Source organism: Heyndrickxia faecalis (assembly GCF_040267745.1).
Lineage (GTDB): Bacteria > Bacillota > Bacilli > Bacillales > Bacillaceae_C > Weizmannia > Weizmannia faecalis.
Window position 1 is genome coordinate 1291980 of record NZ_CP158453.1, and the last position, 12610, is coordinate 1304589.

12 protein-coding genes and 1 other annotated feature are annotated in these 12610 nt (G+C 48.9%); of the genes, 9 read left to right on the forward strand and 3 right to left on the reverse strand.

Annotated elements, in window-relative coordinates:
• Window positions 1–131: 131 nt before the first annotated feature.
• On the reverse strand, window positions 132–647 hold the full coding sequence (locus ABR335_RS06100) for a gamma carbonic anhydrase (protein WP_013860015.1): 516 nt from the start codon (window positions 645–647) through the stop codon (window positions 132–134).
• Window positions 648–805: 158 nt separating this feature from the next.
• On the opposite strand from ABR335_RS06100, the gene ABR335_RS06105 reads away from it, so the two are divergent.
• Window positions 806–1612, forward strand: coding sequence for an alpha/beta hydrolase (locus ABR335_RS06105; protein WP_013860014.1), 807 nt, complete (start codon window positions 806–808; stop codon window positions 1610–1612).
• A 10-nt stretch (window positions 1613–1622) separates the two neighbouring features.
• Complete coding sequence (locus ABR335_RS06110; RefSeq protein ID WP_029141463.1) at window positions 1623–2717, forward strand: tetraprenyl-beta-curcumene synthase family protein; 1095 nt, start codon at window positions 1623–1625, stop codon at window positions 2715–2717.
• A gap of 154 nt (window positions 2718–2871) precedes the next feature.
• On the opposite strand, the gene ABR335_RS06115 is transcribed toward ABR335_RS06110, so the two are convergent.
• Complete coding sequence (locus ABR335_RS06115) at window positions 2872–3444, reverse strand: class I SAM-dependent methyltransferase (protein WP_061567104.1); 573 nt, start codon at window positions 3442–3444, stop codon at window positions 2872–2874.
• A 380-nt stretch (window positions 3445–3824) separates the two neighbouring features.
• Here ABR335_RS06115 and ABR335_RS06120 point away from each other — a divergent pair, with 380 nt between their 5' ends.
• From ABR335_RS06120 to ABR335_RS06150, 7 genes are all read left to right on the forward strand, one after another.
• Window positions 3825–4100, forward strand: coding sequence for a YtzC family protein (locus ABR335_RS06120; protein ID WP_013860011.1), 276 nt, complete (start codon window positions 3825–3827; stop codon window positions 4098–4100).
• A 331-nt stretch (window positions 4101–4431) separates the two neighbouring features.
• Window positions 4432–5619 (forward strand): MDR family MFS transporter, encoded by a 1188-nt coding sequence (locus ABR335_RS06125; protein WP_350346665.1) that lies wholly within the window; start codon window positions 4432–4434, stop codon window positions 5617–5619.
• 54 nt (window positions 5620–5673) lie between these two features.
• Window positions 5674–5880, forward strand: a binding site (T-box leader).
• A 68-nt stretch (window positions 5881–5948) separates the two neighbouring features.
• Window positions 5949–8363 carry a leucine--tRNA ligase gene (gene leuS, locus ABR335_RS06130; protein ID WP_026683705.1) on the forward strand — a complete coding sequence of 805 codons (2415 nt, stop codon included), beginning with the start codon at window positions 5949–5951 and terminating at the stop codon, window positions 8361–8363.
• Between the two features lie 125 nt (window positions 8364–8488).
• Window positions 8489–8974, forward strand: a complete 486-nt coding sequence (locus ABR335_RS06135) for a hypothetical protein (protein ID WP_017550249.1) — start codon at window positions 8489–8491, stop codon at window positions 8972–8974.
• Window positions 8955–9458, forward strand: a complete 504-nt coding sequence (locus tag ABR335_RS06140) for a hypothetical protein (protein ID WP_017550250.1) — start codon at window positions 8955–8957, stop codon at window positions 9456–9458. The genes ABR335_RS06135 and ABR335_RS06140 overlap by 20 nt, the downstream gene beginning before the upstream one ends.
• A gap of 53 nt (window positions 9459–9511) precedes the next feature.
• Window positions 9512–9697, forward strand: a complete 186-nt coding sequence (locus ABR335_RS06145; protein ID WP_017550251.1) for a sporulation protein Cse60 — start codon at window positions 9512–9514, stop codon at window positions 9695–9697.
• A gap of 228 nt (window positions 9698–9925) precedes the next feature.
• Entirely contained in the window at window positions 9926–11551 is a 1626-nt protein-coding gene (locus ABR335_RS06150) for a putative polysaccharide biosynthesis protein (protein WP_014097667.1), read from the forward strand.
• A gap of 710 nt (window positions 11552–12261) precedes the next feature.
• On the opposite strand, the gene ABR335_RS06155 is transcribed toward ABR335_RS06150, so the two are convergent.
• The gene (locus tag ABR335_RS06155; protein WP_014097668.1) at window positions 12262–12483 is read right to left on the reverse strand and encodes a DeoR family transcriptional regulator; all 222 of its coding nucleotides are present in this window, start codon (window positions 12481–12483) and stop codon (window positions 12262–12264) included.
• Window positions 12484–12610 lie beyond the last annotated feature (127 nt).

Sequence of the window (12610 nt, forward strand, 5' to 3'; positions counted from 1 at the left end):
ACATGCCCGCAAGCTTTGCATCGCGGCGGTTTTTAAACCCGGTTAGCAGTATGGCCCTATTTTTATCATGCTTTTTTCGCCTGTTTGCGGCTTAAAACAATGCGGCTGCCGGTGCCCGCCGTTAACCTTTGTCAGCGCCCGGCGGCATTTTTATAGTATTGCGCTTTTTCAGCATATTCACGGACGATGCGGCGCATATCCTGGATATCTTTTTCGGTAAGCGCGCGGATCACTTTTGCCGGGCGGCCGAATGCAAGCGTATGCGGCGGAATCTTTTTCCCGGGCGTGACAAGGCTGCCGGCGCCAATAAAAGCGCCCTCCCCGATTTCGGCGCCGTCAAGGATAATTGAACCCATGCCGATCAAAGCTTTTGTCCGGACATGGCAGCTATGTAAAATTACCTGGTGGCCGACCGTCACTTCATCTTCCAGTATGAGCGGCGTTTGCGGGCTTTCGTGCAGGACGCAGTTATCCTGGACATTCACTTTTTGCCCAATTTTTACCGGTGCGACATCGCCGCGGATGACGGTCCCGAACCAGATGCCGGACTGGCCGCCGATTTCAACGTCCCCCGTAATGGCCACATTGTCTGCGATATAAGCGGTCGGCGCAATCAAAGGGGTTTTTCCATTGTAAGCATAGATCATATTCGTACCCTCCTTTTTTGATCTTTTCTTTTATCTTAAAGAATTGGGAACAAATTGTGAATAAATCGGATTAAAAATGGCATATGTTTTTCAGAACAGAAGGATTATGGGTAAAATAAAAGCAGGATGGTTTCGCAGGTTTTGAAGGAGGCAGGAACATGTGGAAATGGGAAGCAGATGAAAACCCAAAAGCAGTCATCGTCATGGTCCATGGCGCGATGGAACATCACCGCCGCTACAGCTGGCTGATTGAGATGTGGAGATCAAGCGGCTATCATGTTGTGATGGGTGATCTTCCCGGCCATGGGATGACGTCGAGAGCAAAAAGGGGGCATATTGATTCCTTTGATGAATATACAACAGAGATAAAAGAGTGGGTGACGGCAGCATACCAGTTCGACCTCCCGATTTTTCTCCTCGGCCACAGCATGGGCGGGCTGGCGGTCATCCGGCTGCTTGAGAAGGAACATCTGAAAATTGCGGGGGTTATGCTTTCCTCGCCGTGCCTCGGGCTTGTCCAGTATCCTTCAAAGCTGCTCGGCCTGCTTTCAATCGGGTTAAACCGGATTGCCCCGGGCCTCCGCTTTAACAGCCCGCTGACCGTGCAAATGGCAACACGGAATAAGGATATTCAAATGCAGGCGGTCAACGATTCATTGATGCTGACAAAAGTGTCTGTCCGCTGGTACCGCGAGCTGCTCGCAGCCATGCGGCAGGCACACATGGATACCGTGCGGCTGCCGGACGTCCCGTTTCTTGTCATGCAGGCCGGAAGTGATAAAATTGTGGACAAGGGAGCTGTCGTGAATTGGTTTAACCAAACTTCCGTGTCCGAAAAATTATACAAAGAATGGCCGAAATGCTACCATGAAATTTTCAATGAACCGGAGAGGGAAGATGTTTTCCTTTATGCGAAAAATTTTGTGGAAAACCGGCTCCGCACGTTAGGCTATATATTAGAATGAGGTGACGCTTGTGACAATCCCATCCTATCCGATCTCATTAATGGCGCAAGTTTACCGCCGGGTGATGCCGGCTGTCCACCATGAACTCCATTACTGGCGGGAAAAGGCACGCCGGATTCCCAATGATGAATTAAAGACACAGGCGCTCGCCAGCATTCAGCATAAAACGTTCCACTGCGAAGGCGGGTCGATTCTCGGCCTTTTGGCAATGGAAGAGCGGACAGCGGCTTTCCGGTTTATTGTCGCATACCAGACGATCAGCGACTATCTTGATAATTTATGCGACCGCAGCACATCGCTTGACCCGGTTGATTTCCGGGCGCTGCACGAGTCCATGTCCGATGCGCTTACGGTCGGCGCACCGTTGAAAAATTATTACCGGCACAGGCAGGACCAGGATGACGGCGGTTATTTGCATGAACTCGTGCGGACATGCCAGGTTGTGTTGAGCCGCATCCCCCAATATAAAGCCATTCAGCCTTATTTGCTGGAACTTTGCCGTTATTATTCGGATCTGCAGGTACATAAACATGTGCGCGTAGAGGAACGGGTGCCGCGGCTAAAGGAATGGTTTTTGCACTACAAGGCGGATTTTCCGGATATGGAATGGTATGAATTTTCCGCCTGTTCCGGCTCGACCCTCGGGATTTTCTGCCTTGTTTCCTATGCGCTCCGGGATGATTTCCGCCCTGAATATGCGAAAATTATCCGTGACGGGTATTTTCCTTATATTCAGGGGCTGCATATTTTGCTGGATTATTTTATCGACCAGGACGAAGACAAAAAAGGCGGGGATTTGAATTTTTGTTTTTATTACCCGGGAGAAGAAGAGCTGTTTAAGCGGCTGAAGCATTTCTTGCAGGAGGCGGATAAACATACGGCCCGGCTTCCGAATGAAAAATTCCATAAGCTGATTAACCGGGGGCTTTTGGCTGTTTATTTGTCAGATGAAAAGGTGAGGAAGCAGCGGAGCGTTCAGAAATTGTCGCGGAAAATGATCAAATTTGCCGGCTCGATCAGTTTATTCTTTTATGTTAACGGAAAAATGTACCGCGCCATCAAAAACATGATCCCGGCCAGCCTGGCAAAAACAATTGTAAAATAAGCCGGCGGATGGAAACGGGAAAGGGCGGATGGTTTGCCTGGTTACAGAATTCATACCGGAGCACATGCATTTTTTCCGTCCGGGCTTTTTGCTAACCAGGAGCCGGCCGTGTTTATACGCGATTGAAAAAAGGGATTCGTACCCGTCCGCTTTGTTACCGTTTTTGGACGGCAATGAGAAAAGGCGGATGGTTTGCCTGGTTAAGGAATTCATACCGGAGCACATGCGCCTTTTTCTGGTCGAGCTGTTTTACATAATCGAGGAGCCGGTCACGTTCATATGCGCCGCCTTCATGCCCGTGGTAAACCACAACTGCGATGATCCCGCCGGTTTCAAGCATGGGGAAAATCTGCCCGAGTGCGGCAATGGTTGACTCCGGCCGGGTAATGACCGTTTTGTCGCTGTCCGGCAAGTAGCCAAGATTGAACACCGCTCCGCTGATTTTGCCGTGCAGCGATGCCGGGATGCATTCGCCGGCATGTTCATGGCCGGTGCAGAAAAGTTCGGCGCGCGTAACGAGGCCTTCTTTCTCCAGGCGTTCCTTTGTCCGTTTTACCGCTTCCGGCTGGATATCAAAAGCAAACACTTTTCCGCTTTTTCCAACCCGTTTGGCGAGAAAAACGGTATCATGCCCGTTCCCGGCCGTGGCATCAATGGCAAAACTGCCTTCTTTCACGGCTTTTTCCAACAGTGAATGGGCAAATGGAAGAACAGGAAGCATATTCATCTTTGCAGCATCTCCATTTTTTGATTGGTCTACAGGCGGAAGTTGAACGCCTGTTTCTTTTTTACCGTAAAAAGGCATAAGTGACACATTAAAAATCATGTTTTACATCAAATTTCCATTCTAACAGGAATGCCGGAATGAACACGGCAAAATCGTTCTTATTCTTCAGACATGCAGGCTCGCGCGCCAAAATGGTAATAAACCGTCTTTCTGCAGCGCGCTCTTTTGCATTTTACCATGAACGGATGCAGGTGCAAAGGTGGGCGGATTCGGAATTGCTGTCCGGAAGAAACTCCCAATGCGCAGGGGAAACAATTTTTCTGCACGGGGCATCATACAAATGAAGCTTGTACGCTTCAAAGCATAAAGGGGGAATCGTGATGGCCACACGGGAAGCAGTCGAAAATTGTATCAACCGCTGCGAGCAAGCCGTTCAATCGGCACGTGAGCAATTTGCGGAAGGCAACCGCCAGGAAAACTACGGCTATTATGATTTTTCGGAGCCGTTAACAGAGCTGGAAGACGCTTATAACGAGCTTTGCAAACTGGCGATCAGTGCCAATTCCCAGCAGCGCGAGCGCCTCCACCGTATGCGCCTTGTGATTCAGCAGCTGCAAAACGAGATGATTTTGCAGGAACATGAACCGACCATGTAATTGCCGGCAAAAACGAAGCTTGCGGGAGCAAAATTGCCGATAAGCAAAACAGAAAAGCCAGGCAAGATACTCCTGCGAAAAATCCGGCGTGAACAACGGGAATATGGGAACGGTTTCGGCACGGCAACTTGGGAAAAACAGCAAGTAAAGCCGGCCGGATTCATGAAAGCGGGATAAGGCACGGGCCTTATCCCGCTTTCAATGCAAATGGCGGCGCAAACAGAGGGCGGGGAATTGCCATAATATTTATATTTTGCAAGAATGCTTGTAACTGCCGGGAAAAACCCCTACAATTTCCTTTGACCGATTCATTAGCAGGGGGGCATTCATTTTGCCAAAAACTGTGTGGCTGCTCGTCATTGGCATGGCTGTCAATATGACTGGCGCTTCTTTTTTGTGGCCGTTAAATTCAATCTATATTCACGATCATCTCGGCAAATCGCTGTTTATCGCCGGGCTCGTGCTCATGCTGAATAATTTTACAAGCGTCATCGGCAGTCTTTTGGGCGGCTATTTGCATGATAAAATCGGGGGTTATCGTTCCGTGCTGCTGGGCGGCCTGATTTCCGCCGTTGCGCTTGCCGGCTTGACATGGAACCACGCTTGGCCGGATTATGTATTTTTCCTCGGCGCAATCGGGCTCGGTTCCGGTATGATCGGCCCGGCGATCCTTGCAATGGCGGGCGCGGCTTGGAAAGGCGGAGGGAGAAAAGCGTTCAATGCCATCTATGTCGCCAACAACATCGGGGTTGCACTCGGTGCCGCGCTGGGCGGTGTGATTGCCTCTTATTCCATTGACCTTATTTTTGCAGCGAATCTTGCACTTTTTCTCGTTTTTATGGCGATTGCCATCTTCGGCTACCGGAATATTGCCGAAAAACATGCTGGGTATGCGGGAGCAGCCGCTGTTTCTGCCAAAAGTGCAGGAAGGGCGCAAGTGGCATCCCTCATCATATTATGCTTTGCTTATTTCCTGGCATGGACGGCGTACACGCAATGGACGGCTACGATTTCCACTTATACGCAGACGCTTCATATATCGCTGAACAAGTACAGCTTTCTTTGGACATTGAACGGCGCGATCATCGTGCTCGGCCAGCCGCTCCTTTTGTCGTTTTTAAAGCGGTTCTTGCCGGAAGTCAAACAGCAAATTGTTGCTGGGACGGCCATTTTTATGCTGTCATTCGCTGTCGTTGCCTTTGCCGGGCATTTTCCCGGTTTTGCAGTGGCAATGGGCATTTTAACGGTCGGGGAAATGCTTGTCTGGCCGGCTGTGCCCGCAGTTGCCAATACGCTTTCGCCGAAAGGGCGGGAAGGGTTTTACCAGGGCATCATTAACAGTGTCGCAACATGCGGCAGAATGATTGGCCCTGTTGTAGGCGGGTTTGTCGCAGATGCATTCGGCATGAAGGCATTGTTCGGATTGCTCATTTTCTTTCTCGCCGTTTCCCTTTTACTGGCCTTGTTGTATGACCGCCCGCTCGCAAAAAAACCGCATTCTGAGGTGGCAGGAAAATAATGTTGAAACCGGGAATGAATTTCTGTAAAATAGGTTATAAATTGAATAAACGATAGAAGAACGTTGACAAGGAGCAGTAACGGCGGCACTGAAACAAGAGAATTGGCGGGAGGTGCAAGCCAATCAGGGAACCCCGTGAACTCGCCTTTGAGTTGCAAATATGAACCCGTTTTAGTATTTGCCGTATTCCGCGTTAAGGACTTAAAGTGAGTGCTTGCACTAATTTGGGTGGTACCGCGGGAGAACCCTCTCGTCCCTTTTTCTTGGGATGGGAGGTTTTTTGCGTCCTATATTGTCAATGTCGATACATAAAAAAGGAGGAGTCTGTCATGAGTTTTGACCACCGGAAAATCGAAAAGAAATGGCAGCAGTACTGGGAAGAGCATCACACGTTCCGTACCGGTGAAGACGAAAATAAACCGAAATTTTATTGCCTGGATATGTTTCCGTATCCGTCGGGGGCAGGCCTTCACGTCGGGCACCCGGAAGGCTATACGGCGACCGACATCGTGTCGCGGACGAAACGGATGCAAGGATATAATGTCCTCCATCCGATGGGGTGGGATGCATTCGGGCTTCCGGCTGAGCAGTATGCGATTGATACCGGCAATGATCCGGCTGTTTTCACGATTCAAAATATCAATACGTTCCGCCGCCAGATGAAATCGATCGGGTTTTCTTATGATTGGGATAGGGAAATCAACACATCTGATCCGGAATATTATAAATGGACGCAGTGGATTTTTCTGCAGCTGTGGAAAAAGGGGCTTGCTTATATTGATGAAGTGCCAGTCAACTGGTGCCCTGCGCTCGGAACCGTGCTGGCAAACGAAGAAGTCATTGACGGCAAGAGCGAACGCGGCGGGCATCCGGTCATCCGCAAACCGATGCGCCAGTGGATGTTGAAAATTACCGCCTATGCAGACCGCCTTCTTGAAGACCTTGAGGAGCTGGATTGGCCGGAAAACATTAAGGATATGCAGCGCAACTGGATTGGCCGTTCGGAAGGGGCGGAAGTGACATTCCAGGTTGAAGGCACAAATGAAACGTTTACCGTTTTCACGACCCGCCCGGATACGCTGTTCGGGGCGACCTATGCCGTGCTTGCGCCGGAACACCCGCTTGTGGATAAAATCAAAACAGATGAGCAGGCCGATGCAGTTCAGGCTTACATTGCCGAGGTGCAATTAAAAAGCGACCTTGAACGGACGGACCTTGCGAAAGACAAAACCGGCGTATTTACGGGGGCGTATGCCGTGAACCCGGCGAACGGCGAAAAAATGCCAATCTGGATTGCCGATTATGTATTAATGAGCTACGGGACAGGCGCAATCATGGCGGTGCCGGCCCATGACGAACGCGACTATGAATTTGCCCGCAAATTCGATTTGCCGATTAAAGAAGTCGTCGCAGGCGGCAACGTTGAAAAAGAAGCCTATACCGGTGACGGCGAACACGTCCATTCCGGATTTTTAAACGGGCTGGATAAACAGGCAGCGATTAAACGCATGATCGAGTGGCTCGAAGAAAAAGGGATCGGACAGAAGAAAGTGACATACCGCCTGCGTGACTGGCTGTTCAGCCGCCAACGTTACTGGGGCGAGCCGATCCCGGTTATCCACTGGGAAGACGGGACCATAACGGCCGTGCCGGAAGAAGAGCTGCCACTCATGCTTCCGAAAATGAAGGAAATCAAACCGAGCGGAACAGGTGAATCACCGCTTGCGAATGTGGAAGACTGGGTCAATGTTGTCGATCCGAAAACAGGGAAAAAAGGCCGGCGCGAAACAAACACAATGCCGCAATGGGCGGGAAGCTGCTGGTACTTCCTCCGTTTCATCGATCCGAAAAATCATAAAGCGATTGCCGATCCGGAAAAGCTGAAAAAATGGCTGCCGGTTGACCTGTACATCGGCGGAACCGAGCATGCGGTGCTGCACTTGCTGTATGCCCGCTTCTGGCATAAATTTTTGTACGATATCGGGGTGGTGTCAACGAAAGAACCATTCCAAAGATTGTTCAACCAAGGCATGATCCTGGGCGCGAACCATGAAAAGATGAGCAAATCGCGCGGCAATGTCGTTAATCCGGATGACATTCTTGAGTCACACGGGGCCGATACGCTCCGGCTGTACGAAATGTTCATGGGCCCTTTGGATGCATCGATCCCGTGGTCGACGAACGGCCTTGACGGTTCCCGCCGCTTCCTTGACCGGATTTGGCGCCTGTTTGTGAATGAAGACGGCAGCCTGTCAGAAAAAATCCAGGACAAGGCCAATCCGGCACTGGAAAAAACGTATCATCTGACGGTCAAAAAAGTGACAGAAGATATCGATGCCCTTCATTTTAACACGGCCATTTCGCAATTAATGGTGTTTATCAACGATGCCTATAAAGTGGAAGTGATACCGAAAACGTATGTGGAAGGCTTCGTCAAGCTGCTGTCGCCGTTTTGCCCGCATATTGCCGAAGAACTGTGGGAAAAACTCGGCCACAGCGGCACGATCACATATGAAGCATGGCCTGCTTTTGATGCTTCAAAACTCATCGAAAATGAAGTGGAAATTGTCCTTCAGGTAAATGGCAAAGTGCGCAACAAAGTAAAGATCGACCGCAATATGAGCCGCGAGGACATGGAAAAACTCGCGCTTGCGGATGAAAAAATCAAGGAATTTACGGAAGGAAAAACGATTCGCAAAATCATTGCCGTACCGGGCAAACTCGTCAACATTGTGGCAAACTGATGGATTTCCGGAAAACGGGGTTTTACGGTGAAATGGCCGTAAGCCCCGTTTTTTATGCGTGAAATTCATAATTTGTTTGTGAAATGGCAAACTAGGACTATCAACCACAAAAAAGGGGAAAAAAGATGGTTCTTTTATTTTCACTTTTGGCAGGGGCAGGGCTGGCCTATTTGTCCCGCGCGCTGTTTGAGGCAGAAAAAATGAAATCATTGCTGCTTTACTTATGGCTATACTACTGGACAATCAATTTTTTAAGGATACTGGAAATGAACCTGCACTTTGTTCATGATCACCATACCCCGATTTTTTATATTTCCAGACAGCTTGTGCTGTTTGAGGTGCCCCTTTTGTTTCTGCTGTATTTGCACGTGTTTCACCTGTCACGGACGTCGGGCTGGAAAACATTGGCTGCAGTGTGCTTTTTCCTTGTTTTTACAGGTTATGTCGCCATCCTCCATTTTTTGCAAATTTTGTATACCTACGGATGGTCATGGCGGTATGTCCTTGCTTTCTTCTTCACTGATCTTGCGGTTTTACACGTAGGCGATGCGCTCTATAGATGGTTGGACAGGAAAAAGGAGGTACACCGGCATGCTTCCGAAAAAATTTGACGAGAATGAAATCTTTACCCTTGCCGCTTTGGCAGGGTTGATACTGGCGCTGTATCTCCTGCCAAAAGCTGTTTCATGGAAAGCAGGGCTTGCGAACGGGCTGTTTTTTACAGCAATGGCCTGCTTTGCGGATGAAGTGCTTAGCGCGATGCACCCTTTAAACTTATACAACACGTTTGATTCGCCTGATCTCGAGCTTTTTGACTTCATTATTTATATACCTGTCTTTACCTTGTATGGCTATTTGTTTATTACGGTGCAGCGTTTATCCTGGGCGCGGATCCGCTCTGTACGCCACGTGCTTTTTTATTTACTCATCTGGATCGCATTCACGTCTCTGATGGAAATGATGGCTGTTAAGTTCAGGGTGTTCCACTATTTGGAAGGATGGGACAATCTCCATTCGCTTGTTGCCTATTGCGTCCTTTTCCCGATATTTTATACTTATGCCAATTGGATTTTAAAAATTGATGCGTCTGATTAAAATGTTCTGAAATTGGAGACAATAGAAATAAATAAAACGGGGAGGGGTCACAAATGGTACAGGTCAAACTTTTTGATTGTGAACATGAAAAGGATCTTGAGGAAAGCATGAATACGTTTTTGGAAAAAATCGGCGAGGACCAACTCATTGATATCAAATATAATATTGCCGCCATGGTGGAGCCGGAGGAAGATGACCAGATTTACTGTTTTTCGGCGATGATTTTGTACCATAAATAAAGCGGGGGTTGCCCGGCCCGGCTTTTTCTGTCCACACGATTGTAAAAGATGATCCAGGGCAGCTGCAGCCTCAACTGCCATCCATCCCGCCATCTGTCCGTGAAAAAAATTCTTCATAAAAAAATTGTCAAGCGGGTATGTTCGCGGTACACTACATTATAGTGTGTGAAAAAAGGCCCGTCCGCATCAGGGGCGGCCGGAAGATCATTTCGGGCGGGAAGGGATTTTATGTCTTCAAAATTATTGCGCGGCACATTTATTTTAACACTTGGGACGATCATCTCGAAAATTCTCGGGGTGTTCTATGTGATTCCGTTTGATGCGATCATCGGCGGATCAGGACCGGAGGCACTCTACCAGTTCGGGTATGTCCCTTACAATATTTTTATTAGCATTTCCACGGCAGGCGTCCCGCTTGCTGTCGCAAAATATGTGGCAAAATACAATGCGCTGGAAGAATATGCAGTCAGCCGGAAGCTGTTCAGGTCGAGCATGTATTTAATGATTGGGACCGGTATTGCCGGCTTTCTTGTGATGTATGTTTTTGCCCCGTATTTTACGGATTTGGCAATGGCCGGTAAGCAGGAAGCCCAGGTTTTCTCAAAAGCCGACGTGACAGTGGTGATCCGGGCGGTCAGTTTTGCGCTGATCATTATTCCGGTGATGAGCCTGATTCGCGGTTTTTTCCAGGGGCACCAGTCAATGGGGCCTTCTGCTGTTTCCCAGGTTGTGGAGCAGGTTGTCCGGATTTTATTTATGCTGATCGGTGCTTACGTGATTTTACATATGCTCCACGGCAGCATCGTGTCCGCCATCAGCGCGGCGACATTTGCCGCATTTGTCGGTGGGATGGCGAGCCTGTTTGTGCTCATTTGGTACTGGTTCAAACGAAAACCGCATCTTGACCGGCTGCTTGAACAGGATAAAGGCACAATGCATGTTTCGATTCCCACGTTGTATAAAGAAATCATCCTTTCTGCTTTGCCGTTTGTATTTGTCGGGATCGCCAATTCGCTTTACCAGATGGTTGACCAGCTGACAGTGAAGCGCGGTATGGAAGCGGTCGGGCTCGGGAAAATGTGGCAGACGCAGCTCGGGATATTGAATTTCCAGTCGCACAAGCTTGTCATTATTCCGGTCTCCCTAGCGACCGCCTTCTCCATGACGCTTGTTCCGATGATTACGGAAGCTTTCGCGAAAAGGGAGCGCGATATGCTCGTCCGATCTGTTGACCAGACATTGCAGGTGCTGCTTTTTATTACGGTGCCGGCTGCGCTTGGGATGTCGCTTTTGGCCAAGCCTATTTTTGCGATTTTTTATAATACGGATAACGCCGTCTCGGTCAGCGTGCTGATGCATTATGCACCGGTTGCCATTTTGTTCTCGCTTTATTCCGTGACAGCGGCGATCATGCAGGGGGTCAATGAGCAGCGCTGGACGATTTTAAGCTTGCTCGTCGGGCTATTGTTAAAATTAAGCCTGAATATCCCGCTGATCAAAATGTTTGGGATTCTCGGCGCAGTCTACGCCACGGCAATCGGGTATACAGCGTCGATTCTGATCAGCTTTATTGTGATCAAAATTTTCGCAGCCTATCCGTATCGGACGGTGATCCGGCGCACGATCCTGATTTTGATTTTTAATGCTGTAATGCTGGCGGTGGTCGGTGCTGTTTATAAAGGGCTCACACTTGTGCTTTCGCCTTCTTCAAGGTGGCAGGCATTGCTGATTGTTGTGATTTGCGCCGCGGCCGGTGCGGTTGTTTATGCCTACCTTGGCCTGAAATCGAAACTTGCGGACAAGCTGTTCGGCGTAAGGATTCAACGCGTGAAGGCGAGGCTGCATATGCGGTAAGCAGACGGGATGATTTGTGCGGCAGGAAGGCTTGCGGGCAAGACGCGTAATAAAGTTGTGTATGGCTGGCGGGATTGCAAGTGGGGGTAAAACGCTGAACTTCCTGGCGTTTTCGGTTGTTCAACCGTTTAGCCGTGGGTTGTAAGCGGGAGTAAAAAGCCGAACCCCATTTAACGGATAAACTGTCTGGTGTAGCGGTCAACACCTGGAGGCGGGTTGCATATTTGGGTAAAAAGTTGAACCCACCTTAAGCGGATAGTTGTCCGGTGTCAGGTTTCAACGCGTGAAAGCAGGGATTGCAATCGGGGGTAAAAAGCTGAGCTTCATTTTAGCGGATAAACTGTCCGGTGTAGTGGCCATCACATAGAGGCGGGGTTGCATATTTGGATAAAAAGTTGAACCCACCTTAAGCGGATAGTTGTCCGGTGTCAGGGTTCAGCGTGTGGAAGCAGGGATTGCAAGCGGGAGTAAAAAGCTTAACTTCATTTTAGCGGATAAACTGTCCGGTGTAGTGGTCATCACATGGAGGCGGGGTTTGCATATTTGGGTAAAAAGTTGGTGCAGGATAGGCGAAACTGATGTACGGGTGAGGAGTATTGAACCTGCGGGAATAGGTTGTAAATGGCAGGGATAAACGGCTCTTAAACATGCCAAAAGCGGCACTGCATGTCTCCGCTGCCGCTTTCCAAAAAAACAATTTGTTTCTTTCTCTAAGATGACATCTTAACTTTTTTGCTTGTTGTTGTCCAAATCCCCCTGTGTGTGCTTTTGACCAAGTCGTTGTATGCCAGCACATTCAAATCTCTTTGAATGGTGCGAGGAGTGATGCCGAACTCATCTACCAGTTCCTGGGTTGTCACAGTCCCTTTCTCTTTAATAAACACATAAATTGACTTAATACGAGTAAGCATACGGTCTGTTGATGGTTTCAAAATACCACTCCCTCATCTTTTTTCCAAAGACAAAGACGACAAACAGCTTTACAACATGTTTAGCTTACAGGAATATGCGTGCCGTTCGGACAACTCCTTTTTCTAAAAATTTTTTCTAAGATGTCAG

Bases quoted from the DNA above. Each gene is read 5' to 3' on its own strand.
- ABR335_RS06115 (WP_061567104.1), bottom strand. From the start codon at position 3,444: ATGAATATGCTTCCTGTTCTTCCATTTGCCCATTCACTGTTGGAAAAA.
- ABR335_RS06140 (WP_017550250.1), top strand. From the start codon at position 8,955: ATGCTTCCGAAAAAATTTGACGAGAATGAAATCTTTACCCTTGCCGCT.
- ABR335_RS06100 (WP_013860015.1), bottom strand. From the start codon at position 647: ATGATCTATGCTTACAATGGAAAAACCCCTTTGATTGCGCCGACCGCT.
- ABR335_RS06145 (WP_017550251.1), top strand. From the start codon at position 9,512: ATGGTACAGGTCAAACTTTTTGATTGTGAACATGAAAAGGATCTTGAG.
- ABR335_RS06150 (WP_014097667.1), top strand. From the start codon at position 9,926: ATGTCTTCAAAATTATTGCGCGGCACATTTATTTTAACACTTGGGACG.
- ABR335_RS06105 (WP_013860014.1), top strand. From the start codon at position 806: ATGTGGAAATGGGAAGCAGATGAAAACCCAAAAGCAGTCATCGTCATG.
- leuS (WP_026683705.1), top strand. From the start codon at position 5,949: ATGAGTTTTGACCACCGGAAAATCGAAAAGAAATGGCAGCAGTACTGG.
- ABR335_RS06135 (WP_017550249.1), top strand. From the start codon at position 8,489: ATGGTTCTTTTATTTTCACTTTTGGCAGGGGCAGGGCTGGCCTATTTG.
- ABR335_RS06120 (WP_013860011.1), top strand. From the start codon at position 3,825: ATGGCCACACGGGAAGCAGTCGAAAATTGTATCAACCGCTGCGAGCAA.